At 71.9% G+C, this 26,356-nt stretch carries 23 protein-coding genes and 1 pseudogene; 16 read left to right on the plus strand and 8 right to left on the minus strand.

All coding sequences use genetic code 11. From position 1 onward, the window contains the following. Positions 1–196 precede the first annotated feature (196 nt). Positions 197–1,648 (plus strand): alpha-amylase family protein, encoded by a 1,452-nt coding sequence (locus LCD33_RS16470; RefSeq protein ID WP_224955309.1) that lies wholly within the window; start codon positions 197–199, stop codon positions 1,646–1,648. A gap of 67 nt (positions 1,649–1,715) precedes the next feature. Here LCD33_RS16470 and asnB read toward each other — a convergent pair whose 3' ends face one another. Then, positions 1,716–3,644, minus strand: a complete 1,929-nt coding sequence (gene asnB, locus LCD33_RS16475; RefSeq protein WP_224955310.1) for an asparagine synthase (glutamine-hydrolyzing) — start codon at positions 3,642–3,644, stop codon at positions 1,716–1,718. A gap of 432 nt (positions 3,645–4,076) precedes the next feature. Here asnB and LCD33_RS16480 point away from each other — a divergent pair, with 432 nt between their 5' ends. The 3 genes from LCD33_RS16480 (at position 4,077) to LCD33_RS16490 (ending at position 5,883) form a co-directional block, all read left to right on the plus strand. Beyond that, positions 4,077–5,036, plus strand: a complete 960-nt coding sequence (locus tag LCD33_RS16480) for a cytochrome c oxidase subunit II (protein WP_224955356.1) — start codon at positions 4,077–4,079, stop codon at positions 5,034–5,036. 36 nt (positions 5,037–5,072) lie between these two features. After that, complete coding sequence (locus tag LCD33_RS16485; RefSeq protein ID WP_224955311.1) at positions 5,073–5,471, plus strand: cytochrome c oxidase subunit 4; 399 nt, start codon at positions 5,073–5,075, stop codon at positions 5,469–5,471. A 133-nt stretch (positions 5,472–5,604) separates the two neighbouring features. After that, on the plus strand, positions 5,605–5,883 hold the full coding sequence (locus LCD33_RS16490; RefSeq protein ID WP_224955312.1) for an Lrp/AsnC family transcriptional regulator: 279 nt from the start codon (positions 5,605–5,607) through the stop codon (positions 5,881–5,883). Positions 5,884–5,987: 104 nt separating this feature from the next. Here the strand turns inward: LCD33_RS16490 and trpD are convergent, their stop codons facing one another. From trpD to LCD33_RS16505, 3 genes are all read right to left on the minus strand, one after another. Next, the gene (gene trpD, locus LCD33_RS16495; protein WP_224966989.1) at positions 5,988–7,013 is read right to left on the minus strand and encodes an anthranilate phosphoribosyltransferase; all 1,026 of its coding nucleotides are present in this window, start codon (positions 7,011–7,013) and stop codon (positions 5,988–5,990) included. 27 nt (positions 7,014–7,040) lie between these two features. Continuing rightward, the gene (locus LCD33_RS16500; RefSeq protein ID WP_224955313.1) at positions 7,041–7,448 is read right to left on the minus strand and encodes a hypothetical protein; all 408 of its coding nucleotides are present in this window, start codon (positions 7,446–7,448) and stop codon (positions 7,041–7,043) included. A gap of 150 nt (positions 7,449–7,598) precedes the next feature. Continuing rightward, positions 7,599–7,958: a hypothetical protein gene (locus tag LCD33_RS16505; RefSeq protein WP_224955358.1), complete on the minus strand. Its 360-nt coding sequence runs from the start codon at positions 7,956–7,958 to the stop codon at positions 7,599–7,601. Between the two features lie 265 nt (positions 7,959–8,223). Here LCD33_RS16505 and LCD33_RS16510 point away from each other — a divergent pair, with 265 nt between their 5' ends. The 4 genes from LCD33_RS16510 (at position 8,224) to LCD33_RS16525 (ending at position 12,430) form a co-directional block, all read left to right on the plus strand. Next, positions 8,224–8,742 carry a heme-copper oxidase subunit III gene (locus LCD33_RS16510; RefSeq protein ID WP_224955359.1) on the plus strand — a complete coding sequence of 173 codons (519 nt, stop codon included), beginning with the start codon at positions 8,224–8,226 and terminating at the stop codon, positions 8,740–8,742. A gap of 63 nt (positions 8,743–8,805) precedes the next feature. Beyond that, positions 8,806–9,609, plus strand: a complete 804-nt coding sequence (locus tag LCD33_RS16515; protein WP_224966980.1) for a c-type cytochrome — start codon at positions 8,806–8,808, stop codon at positions 9,607–9,609. Next, the gene (locus tag LCD33_RS16520) at positions 9,606–10,766 is read left to right on the plus strand and encodes a ubiquinol-cytochrome c reductase iron-sulfur subunit (RefSeq protein WP_224955315.1); all 1,161 of its coding nucleotides are present in this window, start codon (positions 9,606–9,608) and stop codon (positions 10,764–10,766) included. The genes LCD33_RS16515 and LCD33_RS16520 overlap by 4 nt, the downstream gene beginning before the upstream one ends. Continuing rightward, positions 10,763–12,430, plus strand: coding sequence for a cytochrome bc complex cytochrome b subunit (locus LCD33_RS16525; protein WP_304612899.1), 1,668 nt, complete (start codon positions 10,763–10,765; stop codon positions 12,428–12,430). The genes LCD33_RS16520 and LCD33_RS16525 overlap by 4 nt, the downstream gene beginning before the upstream one ends. 72 nt (positions 12,431–12,502) lie before the next feature. On the opposite strand, the gene LCD33_RS16530 is transcribed toward LCD33_RS16525, so the two are convergent. Then, the gene (locus LCD33_RS16530) at positions 12,503–14,221 is read right to left on the minus strand and encodes a DEDD exonuclease domain-containing protein (RefSeq protein WP_224955316.1); all 1,719 of its coding nucleotides are present in this window, start codon (positions 14,219–14,221) and stop codon (positions 12,503–12,505) included. Positions 14,222–14,346: 125 nt separating this feature from the next. Here LCD33_RS16530 and LCD33_RS16535 point away from each other — a divergent pair, with 125 nt between their 5' ends. The 3 genes from LCD33_RS16535 (at position 14,347) to LCD33_RS16545 (ending at position 18,539) form a co-directional block, all read left to right on the plus strand. Further along, a complete protein-coding gene (locus LCD33_RS16535; protein ID WP_374201633.1) occupies positions 14,347–15,714 on the plus strand; it encodes an NYN domain-containing protein in 1,368 nt (455 codons plus the stop codon). Positions 15,715–16,108: 394 nt separating this feature from the next. Then, on the plus strand, positions 16,109–17,161 hold the full coding sequence (locus tag LCD33_RS16540) for an NlpC/P60 family protein (protein WP_224966978.1): 1,053 nt from the start codon (positions 16,109–16,111) through the stop codon (positions 17,159–17,161). 133 nt (positions 17,162–17,294) lie between these two features. Then, a complete protein-coding gene (locus LCD33_RS16545; RefSeq protein ID WP_224978014.1) occupies positions 17,295–18,539 on the plus strand; it encodes a basic secretory protein-like protein in 1,245 nt (414 codons plus the stop codon). Positions 18,540–18,605: 66 nt separating this feature from the next. On the opposite strand, the pseudogene LCD33_RS16550 reads toward LCD33_RS16545, so the two are convergent. Then, positions 18,606–20,400: pseudogene (locus tag LCD33_RS16550) on the minus strand (long-chain fatty acid--CoA ligase). A gap of 412 nt (positions 20,401–20,812) precedes the next feature. Between LCD33_RS16550 and LCD33_RS16555 the strand changes: the two are divergent. The 5 genes from LCD33_RS16555 to LCD33_RS16575 all read left to right on the plus strand — a co-directional run bounded on the left by LCD33_RS16555 (position 20,813) and on the right by LCD33_RS16575 (position 25,062). Continuing rightward, positions 20,813–21,601: a metallophosphoesterase gene (locus LCD33_RS16555; RefSeq protein ID WP_224978015.1), complete on the plus strand. Its 789-nt coding sequence runs from the start codon at positions 20,813–20,815 to the stop codon at positions 21,599–21,601. Positions 21,602–21,670: 69 nt separating this feature from the next. Continuing rightward, positions 21,671–22,111: an SRPBCC family protein gene (locus LCD33_RS16560; protein ID WP_224955321.1), complete on the plus strand. Its 441-nt coding sequence runs from the start codon at positions 21,671–21,673 to the stop codon at positions 22,109–22,111. A 195-nt stretch (positions 22,112–22,306) separates the two neighbouring features. Further along, positions 22,307–23,527 carry an ArsA family ATPase gene (locus tag LCD33_RS16565; protein WP_224955322.1) on the plus strand — a complete coding sequence of 407 codons (1,221 nt, stop codon included), beginning with the start codon at positions 22,307–22,309 and terminating at the stop codon, positions 23,525–23,527. A 33-nt stretch (positions 23,528–23,560) separates the two neighbouring features. Then, positions 23,561–24,109 (plus strand): hypothetical protein, encoded by a 549-nt coding sequence (locus LCD33_RS16570; RefSeq protein WP_224955323.1) that lies wholly within the window; start codon positions 23,561–23,563, stop codon positions 24,107–24,109. Beyond that, the gene (locus LCD33_RS16575) at positions 24,103–25,062 is read left to right on the plus strand and encodes an ROK family protein (RefSeq protein WP_224955324.1); all 960 of its coding nucleotides are present in this window, start codon (positions 24,103–24,105) and stop codon (positions 25,060–25,062) included. Before LCD33_RS16570 ends, LCD33_RS16575 begins: the two co-directional genes overlap by 7 nt. A gap of 57 nt (positions 25,063–25,119) precedes the next feature. Here LCD33_RS16575 and LCD33_RS16580 read toward each other — a convergent pair whose 3' ends face one another. Both LCD33_RS16580 and LCD33_RS16585 read right to left on the minus strand, forming a co-directional pair. After that, a complete protein-coding gene (locus LCD33_RS16580; RefSeq protein ID WP_224966976.1) occupies positions 25,120–25,569 on the minus strand; it encodes a DUF308 domain-containing protein in 450 nt (149 codons plus the stop codon). After that, entirely contained in the window at positions 25,566–26,333 is a 768-nt protein-coding gene (locus tag LCD33_RS16585; RefSeq protein ID WP_224955326.1) for a carboxylesterase, read from the minus strand. The genes LCD33_RS16580 and LCD33_RS16585 overlap by 4 nt, the downstream gene beginning before the upstream one ends. Positions 26,334–26,356 lie beyond the last annotated feature (23 nt).

The raw sequence follows: 26,356 nt of genomic DNA on the forward strand, positions 1-26,356 counted from the left end.
GAGTAGCGCGGGTCACGTTCCCGGCGAGGTGTGTCCGCCAAGCTCCGCGACGTTCGCGGTGACCTGCGGTGGAACGCGCGCGGCACCGCCGTTCCGGGTGAACGGGCAGGTCAGCGCTGGTGCCAATGGCGCATTGACTGGACGCGGGAAAGAACCTGTGATCGACGGGCAAGTACTCAATCGAGAAAGTTGCCCGATGCCTCTACCCGCATACGCCCTAGCGGTGGCGCTCGCCGCCACGTCCGTCGTGCCCGCGGCCGGGGCCATGACAGCTCCCGCCGCCCCCGAACCGGCCGCGGCACCCGTGGCCGGACCGATCGTGCAGCTGTTCCAGTGGCCCTGGGACTCCATCGCGCAGGAGTGCCGCAGCACCCTCGGACCGAAGGGCTTCGGCGCCGTCCAGGTGTCCCCGCCGCAGGAGCACGTGCGCCTCGACGGCGAGGACCACCCCTGGTACCAGGACTACCAGCCGGTGAGCTACCAGCTGGAGAGCAGGCGCGGGAACCGCGAGCAGTTCGCGGCCATGGTCTCCGCCTGCAACGACGCCGGGGTGCAGATCTACGCCGACGCGGTGGTCAACCACATGGCCGCCAGCGACGCGATCGGCAGCGCGGGCACCACGCACGAGAAGTACGTGTACCCGGGCCTGTACAGCGACGCCGACTTCCACGACTGCCGCCGCGACATCGCGAACTACGACGACAAGGGCGAGGTCCGCAACTGCGAGCTCGTCGGGCTCTCCGACCTCGCGACCGAGTCGGACTACGTGCGCTCCGCCGAGAAGGCCTACCTGAACGACCTGATCAGCCTCGGCGTCTCCGGTTTCCGCGTCGACGGCGTCAAGCACATGCCGCCGGAGGACGTCGGCGCGATCTTCGACGGGCTGGACGAGGTGCCCGGCACCGGTGCGCGGCCGTACGTGTTCCAGGAGGTCATCGCCGACCAGGCCACCTCGGCCGGGGAGTACGCCGGCAACGGAGACGTCACCGAGTTCGCCTACCACCACGAGGTCAGCGAGGCCTTCAAGAACGGTTCGCTCGCCGGTCTCAAGGACGTGGCCGACCACATGACGCTGCCCAGCGAGCAGGCCGTGGTGTTCATCGACAACCACGACACCCAGCGCAGCGAGCCGACGCTCACCTACAAGGACGGCACCGCCTACGACCTGGCGAACGCGTTCATGCTCGCCTTCCCGTACGGCACCCCGCAGCTGATCTCCGGGTTCGCCTTCGACGACCCGGACGCCGGCCCGCCCGCCGACTCCGAGGGCCGCACCAGCCCGGCGAGCTGCTCCGACCAGGCGTGGGTGTGCGAGCACGCGCGGCCGATCATCGCCGGCATGGCCGGGTTCCACCGCGAGGTGCAGGGCGCGGAGCTGACGAACTGGTGGGACGACGGGGCCGGCCGGGTCGCGTTCGGCCGCGGTGACGCCGGGTTCGTGGTGCTCAACCGCGAGGACGCGGCGATCGAGCAGCAGCCGTTCCAGACCTCGTTGCCCGCCGGGACCTACTGCGACGTGATGTCCGGTTCGCTGCAGGACGGGTCCTGCACCGGCGGCACCGTGGACGTCAACGAGGACGGCTGGCTGACGACCTCGGTGCCCGCGAACTCCGGTGTCGCGCTGCACGCCGGGGCCAAGCTGAGCTGACCCGCGCGAAGCGGAACGGCCGCTCCTTCCCGGTGGGAGGGAGCGGCCGTTCGACGTTGTCGCGCGGTCAGAGCTTGACCGGGTAGTACGGCTCCGGGACCTCGGGGGACAGCCGTCCCTCGACGAAGATGCCGTGCCAGATCATGAACACCAGCAGCGCCCACAACCGGCGGCTGTGGTCCAACACCCCGGACCGGTGCTCCTCCAGCAGCTGCAGGATCGCGGTCTTGTTCAGCAGCCGCTCGGTCTGCGACTGCTGGATGATGTTGCGCGCCCAGTCGTGCATCTCGTCGCGCAGCCAGTGCCGGATCGGCACCGGGAAGCCCAGCTTGCGGCGGTTGAGCACGTGCGCGGGCACGACCTGCTTCATCGCCTGGCGCAGCGCGTACTTCGTGGTCTCCGGGGTGATCTTCTGGTCCAGCGGGATGCCGCTGGCGACGCGGAACACCTCGTTGTCCAGGAACGGCACCCGCAGCTCCAGCGAGTTCGCCATCGTCACCTTGTCCGCCTTGACCAGGATGTCCCCGCGCAGCCAGGTGAACAGGTCCACGTGCTGCATCCGGGTCACCGGGTCCCAGCTCGCCGAGGAGCGGTACGGCGCGGCGGTCACGTCGCGGTGCGAGACGCCCGGGTCGAAGGCCGCCATCACGGCCTTGAGCTGGTCGTCCCGGAAGATCCGCGCGTTGCCGTAGTAGCGGTCCTCCAGCGACAGCGCCCCGCGGCGCAGCAGGTCCTTGCCGCGCACCCCGTCCGGGATCGCCGTGGAGACCTTGCCCATCGCCTTGCGCAGCGTGCCCGGCACCCGCTCGAACGGCGCCAGCGACAGCGGTTCCCGGTAGATCGTGTAGCCGCCGAACAGCTCGTCGGCGCCCTCGCCGGAGAGCACCACCTTCACGTGCTGGCGGGCTTCGCGGGCGATGAACCACAGCGGCACCAGCGCCGGGTCGGCCACCGGATCGTCCAGGTACCAGATGATCAGCGGCAGCGTCTCCATCATCTCCTCGGGGGAGACGGTGCGGATCACGTGCTTCACGCCGATCGCCGCGGCCGATTCGGCGGCCACGTCCACCTCGGAGTAGCCCTGCCGCTCGAACCCGGTCGTGAAGGTGATCAGGTTCGGGTTGTGCTCCTTGGCCAGGCAGGCGATCGCCGTCGAGTCGATGCCGCCGGACAGGAACGAGCCCACGGTGACGTCGGCGCGCATGTGCTTGGCGACCGAATCGCGCATGACGTCGACGATCTGGTCGTGCAGCCGTCGCGCGTCCGAGTCGTTGCGCACCGGCTTCGAGGTGAAGTTCGGCACGAAGTACCGCTCGGTGACCAGCCGGCCGCCGGGGGAGACGGTGAACGAGGTGCCCGACTCGATGCGCGAGATCTGGCGGTGCATCGTCTCCGGCTCCGGCACGTACTGGAGCGTGAGGTAGTGCTGCAGCGCCTTGTGGTCGATGTCCTCACCGATGCGCAGCGTCGTCGCCAGGCTCAGCAGCGACTTCTTCTCGCTGGCGAACGCGACCCCGCCGGGCCCGGACGCGTAGTACAGCGGCTTGATCCCGAACGGGTCGCGCGCGCCGAACACCACGCGTCGCTCGCTGTCCCAGATCAGGAACGCGAACATGCCGCGCAGCCGGCCGACCATCGCCGTGCCCAGGTAGTGGTAGGCGGCGACGATCACCTCGGTGTCGCCGTCGGTGTGGAAGCGGGCGCCGTAGTGCTCGGCGAGCTCGGCGCGCAGCTCCAGGTAGTTGTAGATCTCGCCGTTGAAGTTGATCGTGTAGCGGCCGGGGTTCTCCGGCGGGCCCCAGGTCAACGGCTGGTGCGAGTGCTCCAGGTCGATGATCGACAGCCGGTTGAAGCCGAAGACGACCTCACCGCCGTGCCAGGTGTCGCTCTCGTCCGGTCCCCGGTGCCGTTGGCAGGGCAGGGCTTTGGCCACGGCGTCGACGGCGAAACCGGCGTTCTCTTCAGTGGGACAGACAAGTCCAAGCAGGCCGCACACGCGTCCATGCACCTCTCGCGTCGGCGATGGGTCGGGCTCCGCCCCGCGTCCCGGTCGGGGATCTCGGCGGCGGGAGTCCCAGTATGCCGGGTGTGCCGCCGCGCTGTGCAGGCGCGGTGAGCGCGGGCGCGACCGCCGGGGCCGGGCGGTTGGTTCCCCGCGCGCGGGCGCGCGAGCCGCGGGAACCGGCGCCGCCGGGCAAGTCCACCGGTTCGAGTGGTCCCGCCCGCCGATCCGATCACCGCGGCGGGCGAGGACGATCTCGGTGATGTGCAGCGCACCTCGCCACCCCGGAGCAGTATCGCGGCTACTGCTGGGCTAGGCTCCCCCGCAGCATTCCGGCCGCGGGGCATGGTGGGTGCGCGTTGTGCCCAGAACCCGCGGCGACGGTGGGAACACGCAGCGAGGAGGCGTCGCGCAGTGGGCTTTCGGATGGGGAGCTTGCGGCAGGAACGTCTGGAGGAGGGGACCCGAGTGCCACGGCTGGTCAAAGTCGCCGGGCTGGCAGGCCTGGTCGCGGTCGCGGCCACGGGCTGTTCGACCGACGAGGTCCTGAGGTTCGGCTGGCCGGAGGGCGTCACCCCGCAGGCCGAGTCCATGCGGCAGCTGTGGACCTGGTCGGTGATCGCTGCGCTGGCGGTCGGCGTCCTGGTGTGGGGCCTGATGTTCTGGACGGTCGCCTTCCACCGCAAGAAGGGCGAGGAGCTGCCCCGGCAGTTCCAGTACAACGTGCCGCTGGAGGTCATCTACACCGCGGTGCCGTTCGTGATGGTCGTGGTGCTGTTCTACTTCACCGCCACCACCCAGAACTACGTGATGGCCAAGTCGGCCGATCCGGACGAGAAGGTCAACGTCGTCTCGTTCCAGTGGAACTGGGAGTTCAACTACCCGGACCACCGCACGCCGGACGGCCAGCCGGTCCGCACCGTCGGCAGCAGCAGCGAGATCCCGCTGCTGGTGCTGCCGACCGGATCGACGATCCAGTACAACCTGAGCTCCACCGACGTCATCCACTCGTTCTTCGTCCCCGAGTTCCACTTCAAGCGGGACACCTTCCCGCACCCGGACAAGAACGACCAGGAAGCCGTCTTCGAGAACACCATCGAACGCGAGGGTTCCTTCGTCGGGCGGTGCGCCGAACTGTGCGGCACCTACCACGCGATGATGAACTTCGAGGTCCGCGCCCTGTCGCCGGACAAGTTCGACCAGTACATCAACCTGCGTACGCAGACCAACCCGGCCACCGGCCAGTACTACACCGCCGCCGAGGCGTTGTCCCAGATGAACTGCGGTGAGCTGTGCGCGCCGCGGGCGGTGACCTCGGTCCCGTTCGACACCGACCGCACGTCCGGCTTGCCGTCCACCATCGGCGGCCGGCAAGCGGGCGACTGATCCCGGCAGGGCGTAGGGCGCGAGAGTGAGGAATCCATGAAGGTCGAAGCGAAGATCTTCAACATGATCACCGGCTTCTTCTTCCTGTCGGCGATCGTCTACGGGGTGTGGTCGCACGAACCCGTGGGCACGGTGGCCCTGATCCTGGTGGGCGGGTTGTCGCTGCTGATCGGCAGCTACTTCCAGTTCGTGGCGCGGCGCATCGAGCCGCGACCGGAGGACAACCCGGACGCCGAGATCAGCGACGGTGCGGGCGAGCTGGGCTTCTTCAGCCCCGGCAGCTACTGGCCCGTCGGGCTGGCGGCGGCCGCCGCGTTCGCCGGTATCGCGCTGGCGTTCTTCCACGTGGTGCTGATCGTGATCTCGATCGGCGTGCTGCTGATCATGGTCGCGGGTCTGGTGTTCGAGTACCACACGGGCCCGAACCACGACTGAGCTCCGCGACAGCGGACCGAGGCCCCTGGAACCCCTGGTTCCGGGGGCCTCGTCGCGTCCGGGCGCGGGCGAGCGCGGCGGCGGGGGAGCCTAGGATCGGGGCGACGACGTCCCGCAGCCAGGAGGCCCTCCCGTGATCACCGCGATCGTGCTCATCCAGACCGTCGCCGACCGGCTGACCGAGGCCGCCCAGGAGGTCGCCGACATCGAGGGCGTCGCCGAGGTGTACTCCTGCGCCGGGGACGTGGACCTGATCGCGATCCTGCGGGTCGCGAACCACGAGGACATCGCCGACATCGTCCCCGGGAAGATCAACAAGGTGGCCGGGGTGCTCGACACCGACACCCACATCGCGTTCCGCTCCTACTCGCGCGAGGACACCGAGGCGACCTTCTCCATCGGCCTGGAGTGAGCCCCGCCGGGTGATCTCCACCGGGGCTCCTCCTCCCCGGCACGACGGACCCGTTCCCGCGACGGGCCGAAGGCGGGGACCGCGGGAACCCGGCTCGTGCGGGACTACCGGCGGAAAGCCGCCCAGCGGGTGAGGAGGTCGGCCGCGGCGCCGGAGTCGATGGCCCGCTCGGCGCGGGCGATGCCGGCGCGCAGCTGGACGTCCAGGTCCTCGCCGATGCCGTCGTGGGCGGCGAGGGCGCCCGCGGTGTTGAGCACCACCGCGTCCCGCACCGGGCCGCGGTCACCGGCGAGCAGCCGCCGCACCACCTCGGCGTTCACCTCGGCGTCGCCGCCGCGCAGCGCCTCGGGCGTGGTGCGCGGGACGCCCAGGTCCTCCGGGACGATGCGCTCCCGCCGGACCTGCCCGTCGCCGACGACCCAGCAGGTCGTGGTCGAGGTCGTGGTGATCTCGTCCATCCCGTCGTCCCCGGACACCAGCAGCACCGAGCTGCCGCGCGCCGCGAACACCTCCGCCATCACCGGCGCCATCCGCTGGTCCGCGCAGCCGATGAGCCCGCTGCTGGGCCGCGCCGGGTTGGTCAGCGGCCCGAGCACGTTGAACGCGGTGGGGATGCCGATCTCGCGGCGGGCCCCGGCGGCGAACTTCATCGCCGGGTGGAACACCGGCGCGAAGCAGAACCCGATGCCGACCTCGGCGACGCAGTCCCGCACGCCCTCCGCGGGCAGGTCGATGGTGACGCCGAGGGTCTCCAGCACGTCGGCGGTGCCGCACTTCGACGAGGCGGCCCGGTTGCCGTGCTTGACGACCACCGCGCCGCAGGAGGCGAGCACGATCGCGGTCATCGTGGAGATGTTCACGCTGCCGGAGCGGTCCCCGCCGGTGCCGACCACGTCCACGGCCCGCCGGTCCACCTCCAGCGGCAGCGAGTGCGCGAGCATCGTGTCGGCCATGCCGCGGACCTCGGCCGCGGTCTCGCCCTTCGCGCGCAGCGCCACGACGAACGCGGCGACGCGGGCCGGGGTGGCCGCGCCGGTCATCACCAGGTCCATCGCCCACGCGGTGTCCTCGGCGGACAGGTCGTTGCCCGCCACGAGGTGTCCGAGGAGTTCCGGCCAGCTACCCGACATGGTGCCCACGATTGTTCTCCGGGAGGTTCAGGCCCGCACCGCGGGTAGCGCGGTGCGGAGCAGTTCGGCGACCGTTTCGGCGGACGACAGCGGGTCCAGCGGGTGCACCAGCACCGCGTCGGCCTGCGACCAGGTCGCCAGCCACCGGTCGTCCCGCCTGCGCACGGTGAGCACGATGGGCGGGCAGTGCGCGATCTCGTTCTTCAGCTGCCGGGACACGCCCATGCCGCCGGTGGGCTGCGCCTCGCCGTCGAGGACGACCAGGTCGGCGCGGCCCGCGTCGACCTCGCTGAGCACGTCGGCGACCGACGCCGCCTCCACGTAGGTCACCCGGGGCAGGTCCGGCGACGGGCGCCTGCCGATCGCGTTGATGATCGATTCGCGCACTTCGGCCCGGTGGCTGAAGACCAGGACGGTGGTGGTCGACGTGCTCATCAGCTGCTCCTCGCTGGCCAGGCGGTCCGCGCACTGCGTCGCGGTGACCCGGCCCGATGACGAGAGGGTGTCCTCGATGACGGTGATCTCCGGATGCTAGCCGCTCAACGGGGGTGAGCAGTACCCGCCACGAGGTCGCGGCGCGGGTGCTCAGCCGGACTGCAGCGCCACCCAGCCGACGGCGCGTCCGCCGAGCCGCTGGGCCAGCCCGGCCATCCGGGCGTTCTCCTGTGAGCAATGCAACGCGTCGAGTTTCTGCACACGCTCCGCGAACAGGGGCTCCTCGCCGGGCGCCGGTGCGGTGCCGAAGGCCGCCTGCTCCGCCTCGGGGGCGGGCCGCAACCGCCAGCCGTCCGGTTCCAGCAGTTCAGCGGCCTGTGCGACGGCTCCGGGCGGCAGCAGCAGGTGGTGGCGCAGCACGGCGGCACCCGCCTCGACCCACTCCGGGGAGCGGGCGAGGACCGCGGACGCGGCCTCCGCGTCGTCGAACGCGCTGACCACGACGATCAGGTCCGAATCGTCCCAATCCGGCGCGGCGGGCCCCGCTGACCGGGCGCGTAAGCCCAGACGGGACAAAACGCTGCGGAAATTAATCACGATGAGTTACCTCCAGGTCGCGATCCGATCACCGACGAGCCACGCCCGGGACCCGAGGGCGCAGCGGGAAAACGCACGGGACATAATGCGTCGCGTGACAACGGCAGCGCCCTCAATCAGTCAACGCGTGCACTCGCTGAACCGGCCGAACATGGTCAGCGTCGGCACCATCGTTTGGTTGGCCAGCGAGCTGATGTTCTTCGCTGGACTCTTCGCCATGTTCTTCACGGTGAAGGCGCAGAACGAGGGTGCGTGGCCACCGCCGCCCAGCGAGCTGAACATCGCATACGCCCTCCCCTTCACGGTGATCCTGGTGGCGTCCTCGTTCACCTGCCAGTGGGGTGTGTTCGCGGCCGAGCGCGGCGACGTGTTCGGCCTGCGCCGCTGGTACGTGGTGACGCTGATCATGGGCACGATCTTCGTGCTGGGACAGGCCGGCGAGTACTACACGCTGGTCACCGCGCACCACACGACGATCGCCTCGTCGGCGTTCGGCACGGTGTTCTTCATGACGACCGGCTTCCACGGCCTGCACGTCATCGGCGGGCTCATCGCCTTCGTGTTCCTGCTCATCCGAACCAAGCTGAGCAAGTTCACCCCGGCACAGGCCATCGCGGCGATCGTCGTGTCGTACTACTGGCACTTCGTCGACATCGTCTGGATCGGACTGTTCGCCGTGATCTACCTCGTTCCGTGATCCACCGGCCCCACCGGGCCGCCACGTAACACCCCGAACCTGACAGCAAGGGTTGCCGCACTCATGACCACCATCAAGAAACGGAACCGCGCGGGATCCAAGTTCCGGCGCAGGCTCTCCGGTGTCCTCGCGCTCGGGATCGCCTTGGTCGGCGCGGGCGGGCTGTACACCGTCCTGACCCCCGAGCCGCAGACCGCGCACGCCGCGGCGGACCCGGCGCTGGTCAGGCAGGGCGAGCAGCTCTACAACAACGCGTGCATCAGCTGCCACGGCGCGAACCTGGGCGGCGTGAAGGACCGCGGCCCGAGCCTGGTCGGCGTCGGCGAGGCCGCCGTCCACTTCCAGGTCTCCTCCGGCCGCATGCCGATGGTCCGACAGGAAGCCCAGGCGATCCGCAAGCCGCCGAAGTTCTCCCCCGAGGAGATCGACGCGATGGCCGCCTACGTGCAGACCTATGGCGGGGGCCCGGAGTCCCCGGACACCACCGGTGCCGCCGCCACCGGTGACTCCTCGCGCGGTGGTGAGCTGTTCCGGCTCAACTGCGCCTCCTGCCACAACTTCACCGGACGCGGCATCGCGATGTCGTCCGGCAAGTTCGCGCCCAGCCTCGACGCTCCCACCGAGCAGCAGATCTACGAGGCGATGCTCACCGGGCCGCAGAACATGCCGAAGTTCTCCGACCGGCAGCTCACGCCGGAGGAGAAGAAGGACATCATCGCGTACGTCAAGTCCGTGACGAACAACAACAACAACCCGGGTGGCAGCTCCCTCGGCGGCTTCGGCCCCGCCTCGGAGAGCGTCATCGCCTGGGTCGTCGGACTCGGCGCGCTGATCGGCGTCACCCTGTGGATCGGAGCCAGGGCATGAGTGCAAGTGACACCCCGCGGGACGAGGGGCACGAAACCCCCAGGCGGGACTACACCGAGGCCGAACTGGCCGAGATGAGCCGCGACGAGAAGATGCGGCTCGGGCTGGCGCTGGACGGCGTCGAGCTCCTCCACTACGAAGATCCGTTCCCGGTGGAGAACACCCGCGCCGAGAAGCGGGCCGAGCGCGCGGTCGCGGCCTGGTTCGCGCTGGCCGGGCTCTCCGCGATCGCCTTCATCGCCGTGTTCGTGTTCTGGCCCTGGGGCTACGTGACCCCGCAGCAGGGCGGCCGCGAGTACTTCCTCTACAACCTGTACACGCCGCTGGTCGGCCTGTTCCTCGGCCTGTCGATCTTCGCGATCGGCGTCGGCGTGGTGCTCTACGCGAAGCGGCTCATCCCGCACGAGGTCGCGATCCAGCAGCGCCACGACGGGCACGGCTCCGAAGAGGTCGACCGGCAGACGACCACCGCGATCCTCGCCGACACCGGCGTGCGCAGCGGGTTCGCCCGGCGCTCCATGATCCAGCGCACGCTCGCCTTCAGCGGTGCCGTGCTCGGGCTGGGCACCGGCGTCATCGCCATCGGCGGCTTCATCCGCAACCCGTGGGCGACCGAGGGACCCGACTCCCTCAAGCACACGGCGTGGATGAAGGAGGGCGACGAGAAGGTCTACCTGCGCCGCGACACCGGCGACCCGCACGACGTGTCGCTGCTGCGCCCGGAGGACATCGACGCCGGCGGCTTCGAGACCGTCTTCCCGTTCCGCGAGTCCGACCGCGAGGACGAGCACAAGCTCGTCTCGGTGCTGCGCCGCAGCGACGCCCCGGTGATGCTCATCCGGCTCCGGCCGGGCAGCGCTCCGATCAAGCGCAAGGGCCAAGAGGACTTCAACTACGGCGACTACTACGCTTACTCGAAGGTGTGCACCCACGTGGGCTGCCCGACCTCGCTGTTCGAGCAGCAGACCGGTCGCCTGCTCTGCCCGTGCCACCAGTCGCAGTTCGACGTGGTCAACACTTACGCCAAGCCGGTCTTCGGTCCGGCCACCCGTTCCCTGCCGCAGCTACCGATCACGGTGGATGAAGAGGGATATTTCGTGGCCAGGCACGACTTCATCGAGCCGGTCGGCCCAGCGTACTGGGAGCGCAACTCATGAGTTCGATCACGACGCCCACCAAACCGGAGAGCAAGCTCTACCGGAAGGCGGCCTCCGCGGCCGACGAGGCGGACAAGCGCTACAACATGGCGCCGGGCATCCGCCGCCAGTTGAACAAGGTCTTCCCGACGCACTGGTCGTTCCTGCTCGGCGAGATCGCGCTCTACACCTTCATCATCCTGATCCTGACCGGGATCTACCTCACGATGTTCTTCGACCCCTCCATGGAGGAGGTCACCTACGACGGGGTGTTCCGGAACCTGCAGGACGTCGAGATGTCCAAGGCGTTCGCGAGCACCCTCGACATCTCGTTCGAGGTCCGCGGCGGCCTGTTCATCCGGCAGCTGCACCACTGGGCGGCGCTGCTGTTCGTGGCCGGGATGATGGCCCACATGTTCCGGATCTTCTTCACCGGTGCGTTCCGGCGCCCGCGTGAGGGGAACTGGGTCATCGGCTCGCTGCTGCTGATCCTGGGCATGTTCGAGGGCTTCTTCGGCTACTCGCTGCCGGACGACCTGCTCTCCGGTACCGGCGTCCGCGCCACCATGTCCGGCATCGTGCTGTCCATCCCGGTGCTCGGCACCTGGATGCACTGGGCGCTGTTCGGCGGGGAGTTCCCCGGCACGGAGATCATCCCGCGGCTGTACATCCTGCACGTGCTGGTGCTGCCCGGGATCATGCTCGGTCTGGTCGCGGCGCACCTGGCGCTGGTCTGGTACCAGAAGCACACGCAGTTCCCCGGGCCGAAGCGCAAGGAGTCGAACGTCGTCGGCATCCGCATCATGCCGACCTTCGCGCTCAAGAGCGGTGCGTTCTTCGCGCTGACCACCGGCATCCTGGCGATCATGAGCGGTGTCTTCCAGATCAACGCGATCTGGAACCTCGGGCCGTACATCGGCTCGCAGGTCTCCGCCGCCTCGCAGCCGGACTGGTACCTGATGTGGGCGGACGGCATCCTGCGGATCTGGCCGGCCTGGGAGCTCTACATCGGGCCGTACACGGTGCCGCCGGTGTTCTTCTGCGGTGCGCTGGGCATGGGCATCATGTTCACGCTGCTCATCGCGTACCCGATGATCGAGCGCAAGCTCAGCGGGGACGACGCGCACCACAACCTGCTGCAGCGTCCGCGGGACAACCCGGTACGCACGAGCCTCGGCATGATGGCGCTGGCGTTCTTCGGCGTGCTGATGGTGTCCGGCATGAACGACGTGATCGCGTTCGAGCTGAACATCTCGCTGAACGCGATGACGTGGGGCGGCCGCATCGGCCTGCTGCTGCTGCCGCCGCTGGCCTACTGGGTGACCTACCGGATCTGCCTGGGCCTGCAGCGCTCGGACCGCGAGGTGCTGGAGCACGGCGTGGAGACCGGCATCATCAAGCGGCTGCCGCACGGCGAGTTCATCGAGGTGCACCAGCCGCTCGGCCCGGTCGACTCGCACGGCCACCCCGAGGAGCTGCCGTACCAGGGCGCTTCGGTGCCGAAGAAGATGAACAAGCTCGGTGCCGCGGGCACCCCCGTCGAGGGCAGCTGGCTCAAGCCGGACCCGGCGGAGGAGACCGAGGCGCTGGCGCGGGCGCGCGCCGAGAACGAGCGCCTGGCGCACGAGGAGCGGGAGCAGCGCGAGCTGGTCTCCGGCGGGAAGCCGCAGCAGCCCTCCGAGTGAGCCGCACGCACGGCTGAACGGCCCGGTGCCCCCAGGGGTGCCGGGCCGTTCGCTCGTTCGAGGACCGGTCGGTCAGTCGGCGGCCGGGTACGGGGCCCTGGCCTTGGCGGCCCGCTCCAGCCACTCCCGCCAGGACGCCGCGGAACCGGCCGGTTCCGACCACGGCTGCGCGCAGCGGACCAGCCGGGTGCCGCCGGTGGTCAGCCAGCGGTGCACCACCCGCACCTCGTCGGCGGGGGCGCCGCGCAGCGGGCCCGGCTCGGGCAGCACCGTCTCCGCGGCGGCCTGCAGCGCGTCGACCACCGGCATCGGCGGCACCCCGCGGCGCGCGTTCCCGGCGGCGGCGAGCCTGCCGTGGCGGACCACCGCCAGCTGCCAGCCGCCGGAACCGTCGGGGCGGGCGGCGACCAGTTCGGGCACCGCCGCCAGCGCCGCCCAGCGCTGCGCCCGGTCCAGCGCCCGCACCAGCTCGGCGAGCCGGTCGCGGGCCGCGGCGGCGTCCTCGAAGCGCTCCTCGGCGGAGAAGCGGCCCAGTTCCGCGCGCAGCCGGTCGAGCAGCCCACCGGGTTCCCAGCGGGGCGAGCCGGAGATCACCTCGCGCACCGAGATCACCTCCGGTGCGTACTCCTCGACGCCCTGCAGCCCGGCGCACGGTGCCGCGCAGCGCCCCAGCTCGTGCAGCGCGCACGGGCGGCCGCGCTGGTCGCGCGCCGGGATCCGCTCGGTGCAGCGGCGCAGCGAACCGCCCGCGTGCAGGGCCTCCACCGCCGCCGCGGCCGCGGTGCGGGAGCGGAACGGGCCGAGCGCGCCGTCGCGGGCGGTGCGCACGATCGACAGCCGCGGGAACGCCTCCTCGGTGAGCACGACCCACCAGGTGCGCTTCGGGAACTTGGAGCGGCGGTTGTAGCGGGGCTGGTGCGCGCCGAGCAGCCGCAGCTCCCGCACCTCGGCCTCCAGCGGGTGCGCGCACTCGACGTGGTCCACCCGCTGCGCGAGCCCCGCCATCTCCTTGACGCGGGCGCGGCGTTCCCCGGCGGTGAAGTACTGCCGGACCCGGCGCTGCAGGTCGGAGGCGGTGCCGACGTAGAGCACCTCCTCGTTCGGGCCGCGGAACAGGTACACGCCAGGGGCGTGCGGCAGCGGGTCGGCGAGGCCGCGGTTGCGGCGCTGCTGCGGGGTGACGTCGGGCAGGTGCTCCAGCAGTTCCGGCACGGTCCGCACCCCCAGCGGCCCGAGGCGCTCCAGCAGCGCGTGCAGCACGTCGACGGTGGCGCGGGCGTCGTCGAGGGCGCGGTGCACCGGGGTGGTGCGGGCTTGCAGCACCCGGGCGAGGGTGCCGAGCTTGTGGTTCGGCGTCTCGTCCTTGCCCAGCACCCGGCGGGCGAGCTTCGCGGTGCACAGCACGGCCGGCTTCGGCCACGCGACGCCGAGCCGTTCGCACTCGGCCCGCAGGAATCCCACGTCGAACGGGGCGTTGTGCGCGACGAGCACCGCGTCCCGGGCGAACTCCAGGAACGCGGGCAGCACCGAGTCGAACCGGGGAGCGCCGTGCACCATCGCCTGGGTGATGCCGGTGATCGAGACGACCATCGGCGGGATCTCGCGCCCGGGGTCGACGAGGGTGCCGAACTCGCCGAGGACCTCGCCGCCGCGCACCTTCACCGCGCCGATCTCGGTGACGGTGTCCTGCCGGGAGCTGCCGCCGGTGGTCTCCAGGTCGACGACGACGAAGGTGGCGCGGTGCAGCGGGAGTTCGTCGTCGATCTCGTCGAAGGTCAGCTGCCCGGTCATCGCGTGCACGCTACGACGGGTCCCCGACAACCTCCGGATCGGGTGAACGGGGAGCGGCCGACTAGCCTGGGGGCGTGGTTCCGCCGACGTCGGGTGCTGACTCCCCGCGCACCGAAGAGTCTGCTGTGGACGGTCCGCGGCAGGCGCCGGTCGGTGCCCCGGAGACCGGTCTCGACCAGTCCGCACCGGAACGGTCCGGGGAGTGCGGCGCCGAGGACCCGGAGGAGCTGCCCGCACCGGTGCGCGCCCGGCTCGCCGAGCTGGCGGCGGAGGCCCTCGACGACGTGCGGCCCTCGGACGTGCCCGCCCCGCTGCGACCGGTGGTCCGGTTCGCTCCGGCGAAGCGCGCGAAGCTCGGCCAAGGCCCGCTCGTGGCGGCGCTGCGGGACTCCCCGGTGTTCCGCACCGCGGTCGTCGATTGGTGCCGGGAGAACCGCCCTGAGGGCCTGGACGGGGTGCACCCGGACCCGGTGGTGGTGGCCGCGGCGGGGGTGCTGCTGGCGCTGCCGAACACGGGCCACTACCTGGAGCTGGTCGCGTTCCGCGTGGAGCAGGGCCGGTTGCGCGGCGAGCGGGATTCGGCGCAGGCCCGCGCCCAGCGCCTCGCCGGGGAGGTGGACCGGTTGCAGGCCGAGCTGGCCGAGGCCCGCCGCGCCGGGGAACGGGCCGGGGACGAGTCCGGTTCGGAGGCCGACCGGCTGCGCAAGCGGCTGCGGGAGCAGGGCGTGCGGCTCAAGGAGGCCAAGGACGACGCGCAGGCGGCCCGGGCGGAACTCGCCGAGGCGCACGAGCGGATCGGTTCGGAGCTGGCGGAGCTGCGCGCGCAGCGGGACCGGGAGCGCGCCCGCGCGCAGGAGGAGCGGGACCGCGCGCAGCGCGCGGCGGCCGAGACCGAGGTGGCCCGCCAGTCGGCCCGGGAGGCCCGCCAGGGCGACGAGGTCCGGATCTCGCTGCTGCTGGAGACGATGGAGGGCGCGCTCGGCGGGCTGCGCCGGGAGCTGCGCGCGGTCGGCCACGGGCCGCGCCCGGCGGACGTGGTGCAGCGGGTGCGGCCGGATTCGGGGGAGACAGGCCGGGTCGCCGACGCGGCGGCGTTGGACCGGTTGCTGGCGCTGCCCGCGGTGCACCTGATCGTCGACGGCTACAACGTGACGAAGACCGGCTACCCGGACCTGCCGCTGGCCGACCAGCGCAACCGGCTGGCGCACCAGCTGGCCGCGCTGGCGGCGCGCACCGGTGCCGAGGTGACGGTGGTGTTCGACGGGGCGGACGTGCTGTCGGTGCCGACGGCGGGCCCGCGCGGGGTGCGGGTGATGTTCAGCCCGCCCGGGGTGATCGCGGACGACGTGATCCGGGAACTGGTGGTGGCCGAGCCGCAGGGCAGGCAGCTGGTGGTGGCGACCTCGGACCGCGCGGTTGTCACGTCGGTGCGGCGCACGGGCGCGTACGCGGTGGCGTCGGCGGTGCTGCTGGAGCGCCTGAACCGGGTGTGAGGCCGGGCGCGTGGTGGATCTCATAGCGCGATCTTCCGGTGCGCTGGGCCGATCCGGTCCGGGCCGACCCTTCGGGGAGCCGCTGGTCAGAAGATCGGGCCATCTGATCACGCTCCGCGTATGAAGATAATCCCATTGTGCTATTGCGCAGTGTTCAGAAGAATTACCCCCCCTCTTCTAGACGTCACGCTTCACCTTTCGTAGCCTTACCGCGTCTTCGCGGCGATCAGCGACCCACTCCGGGTCCTCCGCGAAGCGCCGCCGAATCGGCTAGTCGGGGAGCCGAACCGGGACCTGCCCCCGTGGGGTGAGCGGGCGCCGCAACGCGCCCGGAGTCCGGGATCGCTCCGGACCACCCCTGCGTTCTCGGTAGGCGGTCGACAACGAAGGAGCTATGCGCGACGTGGCGTCGCACCGATTGAAGCGCACGATGCGCGGAGCCCTGGCGGCCTCGGCGGTCGCCGCCGCCGTCAGCATGACCTCCGCGCCGGCGATCGCAGACCCCCAACTCCCCGACAACGCCTCGGACGCGGCCAAGCAGGTGCGCGAGCTCTCGCACCAGGCCGAAGTCGTCACCGAGGACTACAAGAAGGCCGAGGACGACCACGCGGCCAAGAAGGCGGAGCTCGACCGCTCCACCGCCGAGGCGGACCAGGCCGAGCAGGTCGCCGCGCAGGCCCGGGTCGAGGAAGAGCGCTTCCGCGGCCAGGTCGACCAGCTGACCACCGCCTCCTACCAGGGCGCCCGGCTGAACAAGCTCTCCGCGCTGCTGGTGAGCGAATCCCCGAACGACTTCCTCGACCGCGCCTCCGCGCTGGACGTGCTGGCCAAGGACAACAACGACGCGATCAAGCGCCTGTCCGCCGCGGTGCACCAGGCCGAGGACGCCACCAAGCGCGCCCAGGACGCCCGCAACCAGGCGGCCCAGGCCGAGGCCGACGCGGCCCGCATCCAGGACGAGATCGGCCGCAAGAAGGCCGACATGGACGCGCAGATCGCCAAGGTCAAGGAGCGCTACGCCGAGCTCACCGAGGACGAGCAGTCCTCGCTGACCGGTGGCGGCGAGACCGACTACGAGTTCGCGGGCGGCAGCGGCTCGGCCGCCGCAGCGGTCACCGCGGCGCTGAGCAAGCAGGGCTCGTCGTACGTCTACGGCGCCAAGGGTCCGAGCACCTTCGACTGCTCCGGCCTGATGCAGTGGGCCTACAAGCAGGCGGGCGTGAGCATCGGCGGCTCGACCAAGTCGCAGGTCACCGAGGGCAAGAGCGTCTCGGCCAGCCAGCTCCAGCCCGGCGACCTGATCTTCTACTACAGCCCGGTCAGCCACGTCGCGATGTACGTCGGCAACGGCAAGGCCGTGCACGCCCCCACCGAGGGCGACGTGGTGAAGGTCGCCAAGTACGACAGCATCGCCCCGGTCAACTCGATCCGGCGCGTCGCGGGCTGATTCCTGCGGCACCGCGCGGAACGCACGCGAGGGCCGTCGTCCCCAGCAGGGGGCGGCGGCCCTCGTCGCGTGTGGGTGACGGGCGGCCGCTCGCGACGGGCTGGGCGCCGCGGGCCGACTTACGATCCGGCTCGTGCCTGGGGCTTCGAGGGGGTGGCCTGCGGCGGTCGCCGCCGCGGCCGCACTGGCCGTGGGCGCGTTCGTCCCGTTCCCGGCCCAGGCCCCACCGGCCCCCGCTCCCGCCTTCCAGAGCGCCGCTCCGGCGACCGCGGAGGAGGAGTGGCAGGCGGTGCTGCGGCACCGCGCCCGAGCGGTGCTGACGCGCGACGAGGCGGCGTTCACGGCGTCGCTGGACCCGGCCGCGCCGGAGGACTTCCAGCGCAGGCAGCGCGAGCTGTTCCAGAACCTGGCCGAGGTGCCGCTGGCCGAGTGGGACTACGAGGTGCGCGGGTCCACCGGCGGCAGCGGCACGCCGGAGGTGGTGCTGCGCTACGCCCTGGCCGGGGTGGACGAGGTGCCGACCGAGCGCCCGACCGGGTTCACCTTCACCCACCGGGACGGGCGCTGGCTGCTCAGCGGCGACGAACGGGCGCGCGGCCGGTCGTGGCGCGGGCCGTGGGACTTCGGCGACTGCCGGGTGCGGGTGCTGCCGCACGGCGTGGTCATCGGGCACGACGGCTCCGAGGAGCTCGCCGACCGGGTGGCGGCGGAGCTGGACTCCGCGGAGGCCGCCGTGACCGCCGTGTGGGGGCCGGAGTGGCGGCGCCAGGTGGGCGTGCTGCTGCCGCGCTCGCAGGAGGAGCTGCGCGAGCTGGTGGGTGCCGAGTTCGCGGTGGACGGCATCGCGGCGGTCGCCGTCGCGGACAAGGTGGACACCGCCGCCCGGCGGGTGGAGGGCCCGCGGGTCGTGCTCAACACCGAGACGGCCGACCGGCTCTCGGACACCTCGTTGCGGGTGGTGCTGCGGCACGAGATGGCGCACGTGGCGGCACGGGCGGACACCGCGGACGGTGCGCCGATGTGGCTGCTGGAGGGCTTCGCGGACTACGTCGGCTACCGGGCGAGCGGGTTGCCGCCGGAGCGGATCGCACCGGACCTGGCCCGGCGGGTGCGCACCGGGGAACCGCCCGCGGGGCCGCCGCCGGACGCGGACTTCCACACCTCGGGGCGCGATCTGGACCTGGCGTACCAGCAGTCCTGGTCGCTGGTGGCGCACCTGGTGCGGCGGGTGGGGGAACCGAAGGTCGTGGAGCTGTACAAGCGCATCGCGGGCTCCGGATCACCGTCCGAAGTGGACCCGGCGCTGCACGAGATCGCCGGGCTGTCCACCGCGGAACTGCTCAGGTCCTGGAGATCGGAACTGCGCAGGACGTTCTGATCCGGGAGCTCGGTGGCGGAACCGCGGCGGTCCCGCCACCCGGCTGCCGCGCGACGGGCGCGGAGCTCAGCCGTAGATCGCTTCGATGTCGGCCGCGTGGTTCTCGGCGACCTTGTTGCGCTTGAGCTTCATGCTGGGCGTCATCTCGCCGGTGGCCTCGGTGAAGTCCTTCGGCAGGATGCGGAACTTCTTGATCGCCTCGGCGCGGGAGACGGCCTTGTTGGCGTCGTCGATCGCGGCCTGCACGTCGGCGTGCACCTCGGGGTCGTCGACGAGCTCGGTCAGCGGGGTGTCCGCGGCGCGGCCGTGGTTGTTCAGCCAGGCGGGCAGGAACTCGGGGTCGAGGGTGATCAGGGCGCCGATGAACGGCTTCTTGTCGCCGACGACCATGCACTGGCTGATCAGCGGGTGCGCGCGCAGGTGGTCTTCGAGCACGGCGGGGGCGACGTTCTTGCCGCCCGCGGTCACGATGATCTCCTTCTTGCGCCCGGTGATCCGCAGGAAGCCCTCCTCGTCGAGGGAGCCGAGGTCGCCGGTGTGGAACCAGCCGTCCTCCAGGGATTCCTTGGTGGCGGTCTCGTTGTTCCAGTAGCGGCGGAACACGACGTCGCCCTTGAGCAGCACTTCGCCGTCCTCGGCGATGCGCACGCTGGTGCCGGGGATCGGCTTGCCGACGGTGCCGATCTTGTAGGCCTCCTCGACGTTGACCGCGGCGGCCGCGGTGGTCTCGGTGAGCCCGTAGCCTTCCAGCACCGGCACGCCCACGCCCCGGTAGAAGTGCGCGAGGCGGTCGCCCAGCGGCGCCCCGCCGGAGACGGCGCCGAGGCAGCGCCCGCCGAGCGCGGCGCGCAGCTTGCCGTAGACGAGCTTGTCGAACAGGAAGTGCTTGGCCTTCAGGCCGATGCCGGGGCCGCCGGTGTCCAGCGCCTGGCTGTAGGCGACGGCGGTGTCCTCGGCGGCGTCGAAGATCCGGCCCTTGCCGTCGCCGTGCGCCTTCTGCTTCGCGGTGTTGTAGACCTTCTCGAACACGCGCGGCACGGCGAGGATGAGCGTGGGGCGGAACGAGCCGAGGTCGCTGACCAGTTCCTTCACGTCGCCGGTGTGCCCGAGCGTGGTGCGGGAGTACACGCAGGCGGTGGCGATGGCGCGGGCGAGGACGTGCGCCATCGGCAGGAACATCAGCATCGAGTTGCCCTGCCGCAGCAGCTGCGGGAAGACGCTGACGTCGCCGCGGACCTCGGCGAGCAGGTTGCGGTGGCTGAGCCTCGCAGCCCTTGGGGCGGCCGGTAGTGCCGGAGGTGTAGATGAGGGTGGCGAGCTCGTCGGCGCGGACTTCGCGGCGGCGCTGGTGGGCGTCCTGGTCGCTGACGTCGGCGCCGAGCGCGGTGAGCTCGTCGACCGCCGCGCGGTCGGCGTCGATCTGCCAGACGTGTTCGAGCGCGGGGAGCTTCGCGACGACGTCGCCGATCTCGGCGCGGTGCGCGTCGGTCTCGACGAACGCGGCGCGGGCGCCGGAGTCGCTCAGGATCCACTCGGCCTGGTCGGCGGAGGAGGTCTCGTACACCGGCACGGTCACGCAGCCGGCGGACCAGATGGCGAAGTCCAGCAGCGTCCACTCGTAGCGGGTGCGCGACATCAGCCCGACCCGGTCGCCGTGCTGCAGCCCGGCGGCGATCAGCCCTTTGGCGACCGCGAGCACCTGGGCGGCGAATTCGGCGGCGGTGACGTCGATCCAGGTGCCGTCGACCCGGCGGCGGAAGCTCACGGTGCCACCGAAGCGTTCCGCGTTCGCCCACACCATGTCGGTGAGGTTCTCGTCTTCGGCCACGGCCTCAGTGGCGGGGACGCTGAACTCTCGCACCTTGAAACCTCCGATGGAACGCGAAATGTGCGCACAAACCTAACGCTGATAGTTACCGAGCGGTAGTCCCGAACCTTGATTACGAAACTAGCCCGACTCGTTTACTGCTCCCGCCCGCAGCCTGCCACGCCGGGATCCGCCGCGCACCGGTGCCCGCCCGAGTCGTTTCCGCCGGTGGTGAGGATCATGGCAGGCTGTCCTGCGCCACCGCTAACCACGTCCGGAGCAGCCCAAGCCGCGCGGAACCGTCCGAGCGGACCACTCCCGGCGCCGCCGAACGGAACGGTCGCACCCGTCCCGGACGGTGATCGCTGCTGGTTCGATCCCGCGCGGCGCGGCAGCATGGCGGTGCGGCGGACAACGGCGTCCGCGCTCGCGACCCGGTCGGCAGAACTGCGGTGAGGAGTAGATCGTGCGCGTGCACGTGGTGTCCGATGTCCATGGCAACGCCGAAGCCCTGAAACGGGCCGGTGACGGTGCCGACGCGCTCGTCGTGCTCGGCGACCTGATCGACTTCGTCGACTACCACGAGCACGGCCGCGGCATCCTCGGCGCGGTCTTCGGAGCCGAGAAGGTCGCGCACTTCGCCGAGCTGCGCCGCAACCACCGCGGTGCCGAGATCGGCGCCTACGCGCGCTCGCTGTGGGCTTCGCTGGACGATCCCAAGCGCGTCGTGCGCGAAGCCGTCCGCGAGCAGTACGCCACCCTGTTCGCCGCGATGAGCGCCCCGACCTACGCCATCGCGGGCAACGTGGACGAGCCGGAGCTGTGGCCCGAGTTCGCCCGCGACGGCGTGCACTTCGTCGACGGCACCAACGCCGAGATCGGCGGCCTGCGGTTCGGCTTCGTCGGCGGCACCGTGCTGTCCCCGGGCGGCGTGCTGCGCCAGGACGCGGCCTGGGTGCCGTACCTGCGCCCCGAGGACGAGTACGACGCCGCCGTCGCCGCCCTCGACCCGGTCGACGTGCTGTGCAGCCACCTGCCGCCCGCGGTTCCGGAACTGGTCTACGACGTCATCGCCCGCCGCCCCGAGCACGGCTCCGCGGCGCTGCTGGAACGGATCCACCGGGACCGGCCGCGCTGGTCGCTGTTCGGGCACGTGCACCAGCCGCTGGCCTCCCGGGTCCGCGTCGGGCGCACCGAGTGCGTCAACGTCGGGCACTTCCAGCGCACCGAGCGACCGTACGTGCTCCGCTGGTGACGATCTCGAACGGTGGAGCCGGCCGGACACCGCCCCGCCGGTCGTGCGCGGACCTGTAATCTTCGGGGCATGGTCGATCAGTCCACCCAGTCCATCGTGATCCAGGCAGCCGCGGCCGAGATCATGGCGGTGATCTCGGACTTCGCCAGCTACCCGGAATGGGTGGAAGCGGTCAAGGAGACCGAGGTGCTCTCGACCACCGGCTCCGGGCAGGCCGAGAAGGTGCGCTTCGTGCTCGACGCCGGGGTGGTCAAGGACACCTACGTCAACGTCTACGAGTGGGCCGAGGACGGGCTGTCGGTGAGCTGGACGCTGTCCGAGGGGCAGGTCCAGAAGGCGCAGCAGGGCAGCTACCGGCTCGCGCCGAAGGACGGCGGCACCGAGGTGACCTACAGCCTCGCGGTGGACCTGGCGATCCCGATGATCGGCATGTTCAAGCGCAAGGCCGAAAAAATGATCATGAACACGGCGCTGAAGGAGCTCAAGCGCCGGGTCGAAGCCCGCTCCTGACCCGGGCGCTCCAGCACCGCGGCGCGGCGGCGCCGGAGATCCGCACCCGGTCGTGACCGGTGTCCCGGGCGGCGCCGCACCAGATCCACACCGCAGCACTCCTCGGCGCGGTGACCCGCCGTTCCGGTGGCCGGGCAGCTCGGCGACCGGTCGGTCCGCCCCGGCAACAGCCCCGACCCGATCCAGAGACCGCCCTTGCGCATCCTGTTGTTCACCGGAAAAGGCGGCGTCGGCAAGACGACCCTCGCCGCCGCGACCGCCGCACGCCTCGCCGAGCTCGGGCAGAAGGTGCTGGTGGTCTCCACCGATCCCGCGCACTCCCTCGGCGACTCCCTCGGCGCGGCGCTGAGCGCCGATCCCGCCGAGGTCGAGCTCCGCGCCGGGCAGCGGACCGCCCGGCTGCACGCGGCCGAGGTGCAGACCCGCGACCTGCTCGACCGGGCCTGGGCGGACCTGCGGGAACACCTGCGCACGATGCTGCTCGGCGCCGGCGTCGGCGAACTCGACGCCGAGGAGCTCACCCACCTGCCCGGGGTCGAGGACCTGCTCGCGCTCGCCGAGGTGCACCGCTTCGCCGCGGGCGGGATGTGGGACACCGTCGTCGTCGACTGCGGCCCCACCGCCGAGACGCTGCGGCTGCTGGCGCTGCCCGAATCGCTGTCCGGCTACCTGGAACGGCTGTTCCCGGCGCACCGGCGCGTGGTGCGCGGCCTGCTCGCGGGCGTGGCGGGCAGCGAGAACGTGGAGCGCTGGGACGGGGTGGCCGACGCGCTCGGGCGGCTCGCGGACCGGCTGCTGGAGCTGCGGACCATGCTGCTCTCGCCGCGGACCGGGGTGCGCCTGGTGCTCACCCCGGAAGCGGTGGTGGCTGCCGAGACCCGGCGCACGCTTACCGCACTGGCGCTGCAGCAGGTCCGGGTCGACGGGCTGGTGGCGAACCGGCTGGTGCCGCACCCCGGCTCGGCCCGGGGCGAGGCGGCGACCTGGCTGCGCACCCGCCGCCGGGAGCAGGAGAATGTGCTGGCCGAGGTGCGGGCGGCGACCGACCTGCCGGTGCGCGCGGTGCTGCACCGGGCGGCGGAACCGGTGGGGGCGGCGCTGCTGGAACTCGCCGACGAGCTCTACGGGGAGGACGATCCGCTGGCCGGCGCCGCGAGCGCACCGGAGGTGGAGCTCGGCGGCGGTGGCCGATCGCTGGACGCGGAGTACACGTTGCGGCTGGGCCTGCCGCTGCACGAGGACGCCGAGGTGGACCTCGCGCGGATCGGCGACGAGCTCGCCGTCACCGTCGACGGCAGGCGGCGGCTGATCGCGTTGCCCGCGGTGCTGCGCCGCTGCGCCGTGACCGGCGCGGTGGCCGCCGACGACGGGCTGACCGTGTCGTTCCGGCCGGACCCCGGCCAGTGGATGCGATGAGAGCGGACCCGAGCAGTGGAGGTGGTGGACCAGATGCGCGGTGAACGACCCGATGCCGCGGGGACGGGCACGACGAGCGCCGGTACCGGGGGCTCCGCCGACGAGTCCCGGGCGACCGGATCCGGCCGCGACCGGATGGCCGAGGAGTTCCGGCTGCTGCTCGACGCGGCCGCGGGGCGCGCGGAGGAGTACCTGCGCGGACTCGGCGGCGCCGAGCACGCCGCGCACGCGGGCACCGACGACCTCGGCACGGGCGGCGGCCCCGCTCCCGGCGGCCCGGCCCCCGGCGAGCGGGACGGCGTCCGCGAGGACCGCGCCGGCCCGTCCTGCGGCTGGTGCCCGGTCTGCGCGATCGCGAGCCTGCTGCGCGGCGAACGTCCCGAGCTGACCTCCCGGCTCGCCGACCAGCTCGCCGGGCTGCTGGACCTGCTCCGCGAATCCGCCGAGCCCCGCCCGGCCGGAGCCGCGGCCCCGCCGCCCGAACCGGCGGAACCGGCGCCGTCGAAGGTGCAGCGCATCGACGTGCGGCGGGTTCGCGGCCGGACCGCCGCGCAAGCCGCGAGCGGAGGTGCCGAGTGCTGACCGTCGGGGTGGACGTCGGCGGCACCAGCCTGCGCGCCAGCGTCGTCGACCCGCAGGGCACCGTGCTCGACACGCTGCGGGTGCCGTCCGCGGGCACCGGCCCGGAACTGGACTCGGCGATCGCCGACACCGTGCTGTGCCTCGCCGACCAGTACCCGGTCGCCGGGGTGGGGCTCGCCGTGGCTGGCTTCGTCAGCGAGGACCGGCGGGTGGTGCGGTTCGCCCCGCACCTGCCGTGGCGGCACGTCGCGGTCGCGGACAACATCGCCGACCGCGTGCGGCTGCCGGTGGTGCTGGAGCACGACGCGAACGCGGCCGCGATCGCCGAGCAGCGCTTCGGCGCGGCGGCCGGGGCGAAGGTCGCGGCGCTCGTCGCGCTCGGCACCGGCATCGGCGGCGCGCTGGTGCTGGACGGCGACGTGTTCCGCGGCGCGCACGGCGTCGCCCCCGAACTGGGGCACCTGCGGCTGGTGCCCGGCGGACGGGCCTGCCCCTGCGGGAAGCGGGGCTGCTGGGAGCGCTACTGCAGCGGCACCGCGCTGGCCGCGACCGCGCTGGAACTGCTCGCCGAGGACCCGTCCTCCCCGCTGGCCGCCGAAGCCGCCAAGGACCCCGGCGAGATCACCGGGGAACGCGTCGCCCAAGCCGCCGAGCAGGGCGATCCGGTGGCGGCGCGCGCCGTGGACGAGCTCGCGCGCTGGTTCGGCGAAGGGCTGGCGCTGGTCGCCGACGTCTACGACCCGGAGGTCGTGGTGCTCGCCGGTGGCGTGTCCGGCTCGGCGCACCTGTTCCTGCCCGCGGCCCGGCGGCACTACGCCGCGGCGCTCACCGGCACCGGCCACCGCCCGCTGGCCCAGGTGCGGGTCGCCAAGCGCGGCGACGAAGCGGGCATCGTCGGCGCCGCCACCCTCGCCAGGGAGCACGTGGCCGCCACCGCCACGCACCTCAGATGATCACCTCGCGGCGCCGCGCGTGAGCGGGCCGCTCGCCGGACCCGCCGGCGCACGTGGTCAGAGCTGGGCGCCGTCGTCGGTGGGGTCCGCGGGAGGTGTCCGGCGCATCCGGAACAGCAGCCAGCCGATGCCGCCGCTCACCGCGACCAGCCCGATCGGCAGCGCCGCCGTGGCACCCAGGCCGACGAGACCGGGCACCAGCAGCAGCGTCATCCCCAGCACGACCAGCAGGATGCCGCCGACCGTGGCGACCCCGGGCCGGGGCATCGGCGGCGGTTCCGGCGGCTCGTAGTGCCCTTCGTCGGGCGCGTCGGCGGGCGGCGTCCAGTCCCGCGGCGCGGACGCGGCCTCGGGCGCGGCGGGCTTCGGCGACGCGTCCTCGGTGCTCCGGTCCTGCTCCTCCGGCCACCGCGCCATCGGCTCGTCCTGTTCGAGACCTGCGACGATCTCGGCGAAGGCGGCGTCGATGTCCTCCGGGCCGTCGGCGTTCTCATGGCGGGTGCTCATGCGGGTTCCTCGACACGCTCGCGGTGGATCCTGCGGACGAATTCGACGCTACCGGCGAACACCGACGCGGCGTCGTGGTCGAGGGTCGCCACGTGGTAGCTGTCGCGCAGCACGACTTCGGTGACGTCGCCGCTTCGGATGCCCTCCAGCACGATCGTCGAGTTCACCGGCTCGACGACGTGATCGGTGGCGGAGCGCGCCAGCAGCACCGGCTGCCGCACCTTCCCGAGGTCGCGGCGGACCAGCCGCCACAACCGCTGCAGGCTCGCGGCCGCGCGCAGCGGCGTCCGGTCGTAGCCGAGCTCGACGGCGCCCGGCTTCGCGATGTCCCCGGCCAGGCCGGGGATCGACGGCAGCACCCGGGACAGCGCGGGCAGCAGGAACGCGTCCTTGCGCAGCGTGGTCACCGACGGGTTCACCAGCACGATCCCGGACAGCTCCGGGTGCTGCTGCGCGAGCCGCAACGTGAGCGTGCCGCCCATCGACATGCCGAAGACGAACACCGAGCGGCAGCGCCCGGTCAGCTCGGCGAGCTCCCGCTCCACGGCCGCGTACCAGTCGGTCCAGCCGGTGCGGTTGAGGTCCTGCCAGCGGGTTCCGTGCCCGGGCAGCCGCGGGCAGCGCACCGTGAAGCCATCGGCGGCCAGGTGCTCACCCCAGCCCCGCATGCTCTGCGGAGTTCCGGTGAACCCGTGGCACAGCAGGACGCCGATCTCGTCGGACCCGTCGTGCACGAACGGTTCGGCGCCGGGAAGAACGGGCACCGCAGCCTCCTACCGCCATCGAT

The organism is Saccharopolyspora sp. 7B (assembly GCF_020177435.1).
Lineage (GTDB): Bacteria > Actinomycetota > Actinomycetes > Mycobacteriales > Pseudonocardiaceae > Saccharopolyspora_C > Saccharopolyspora_C gregorii.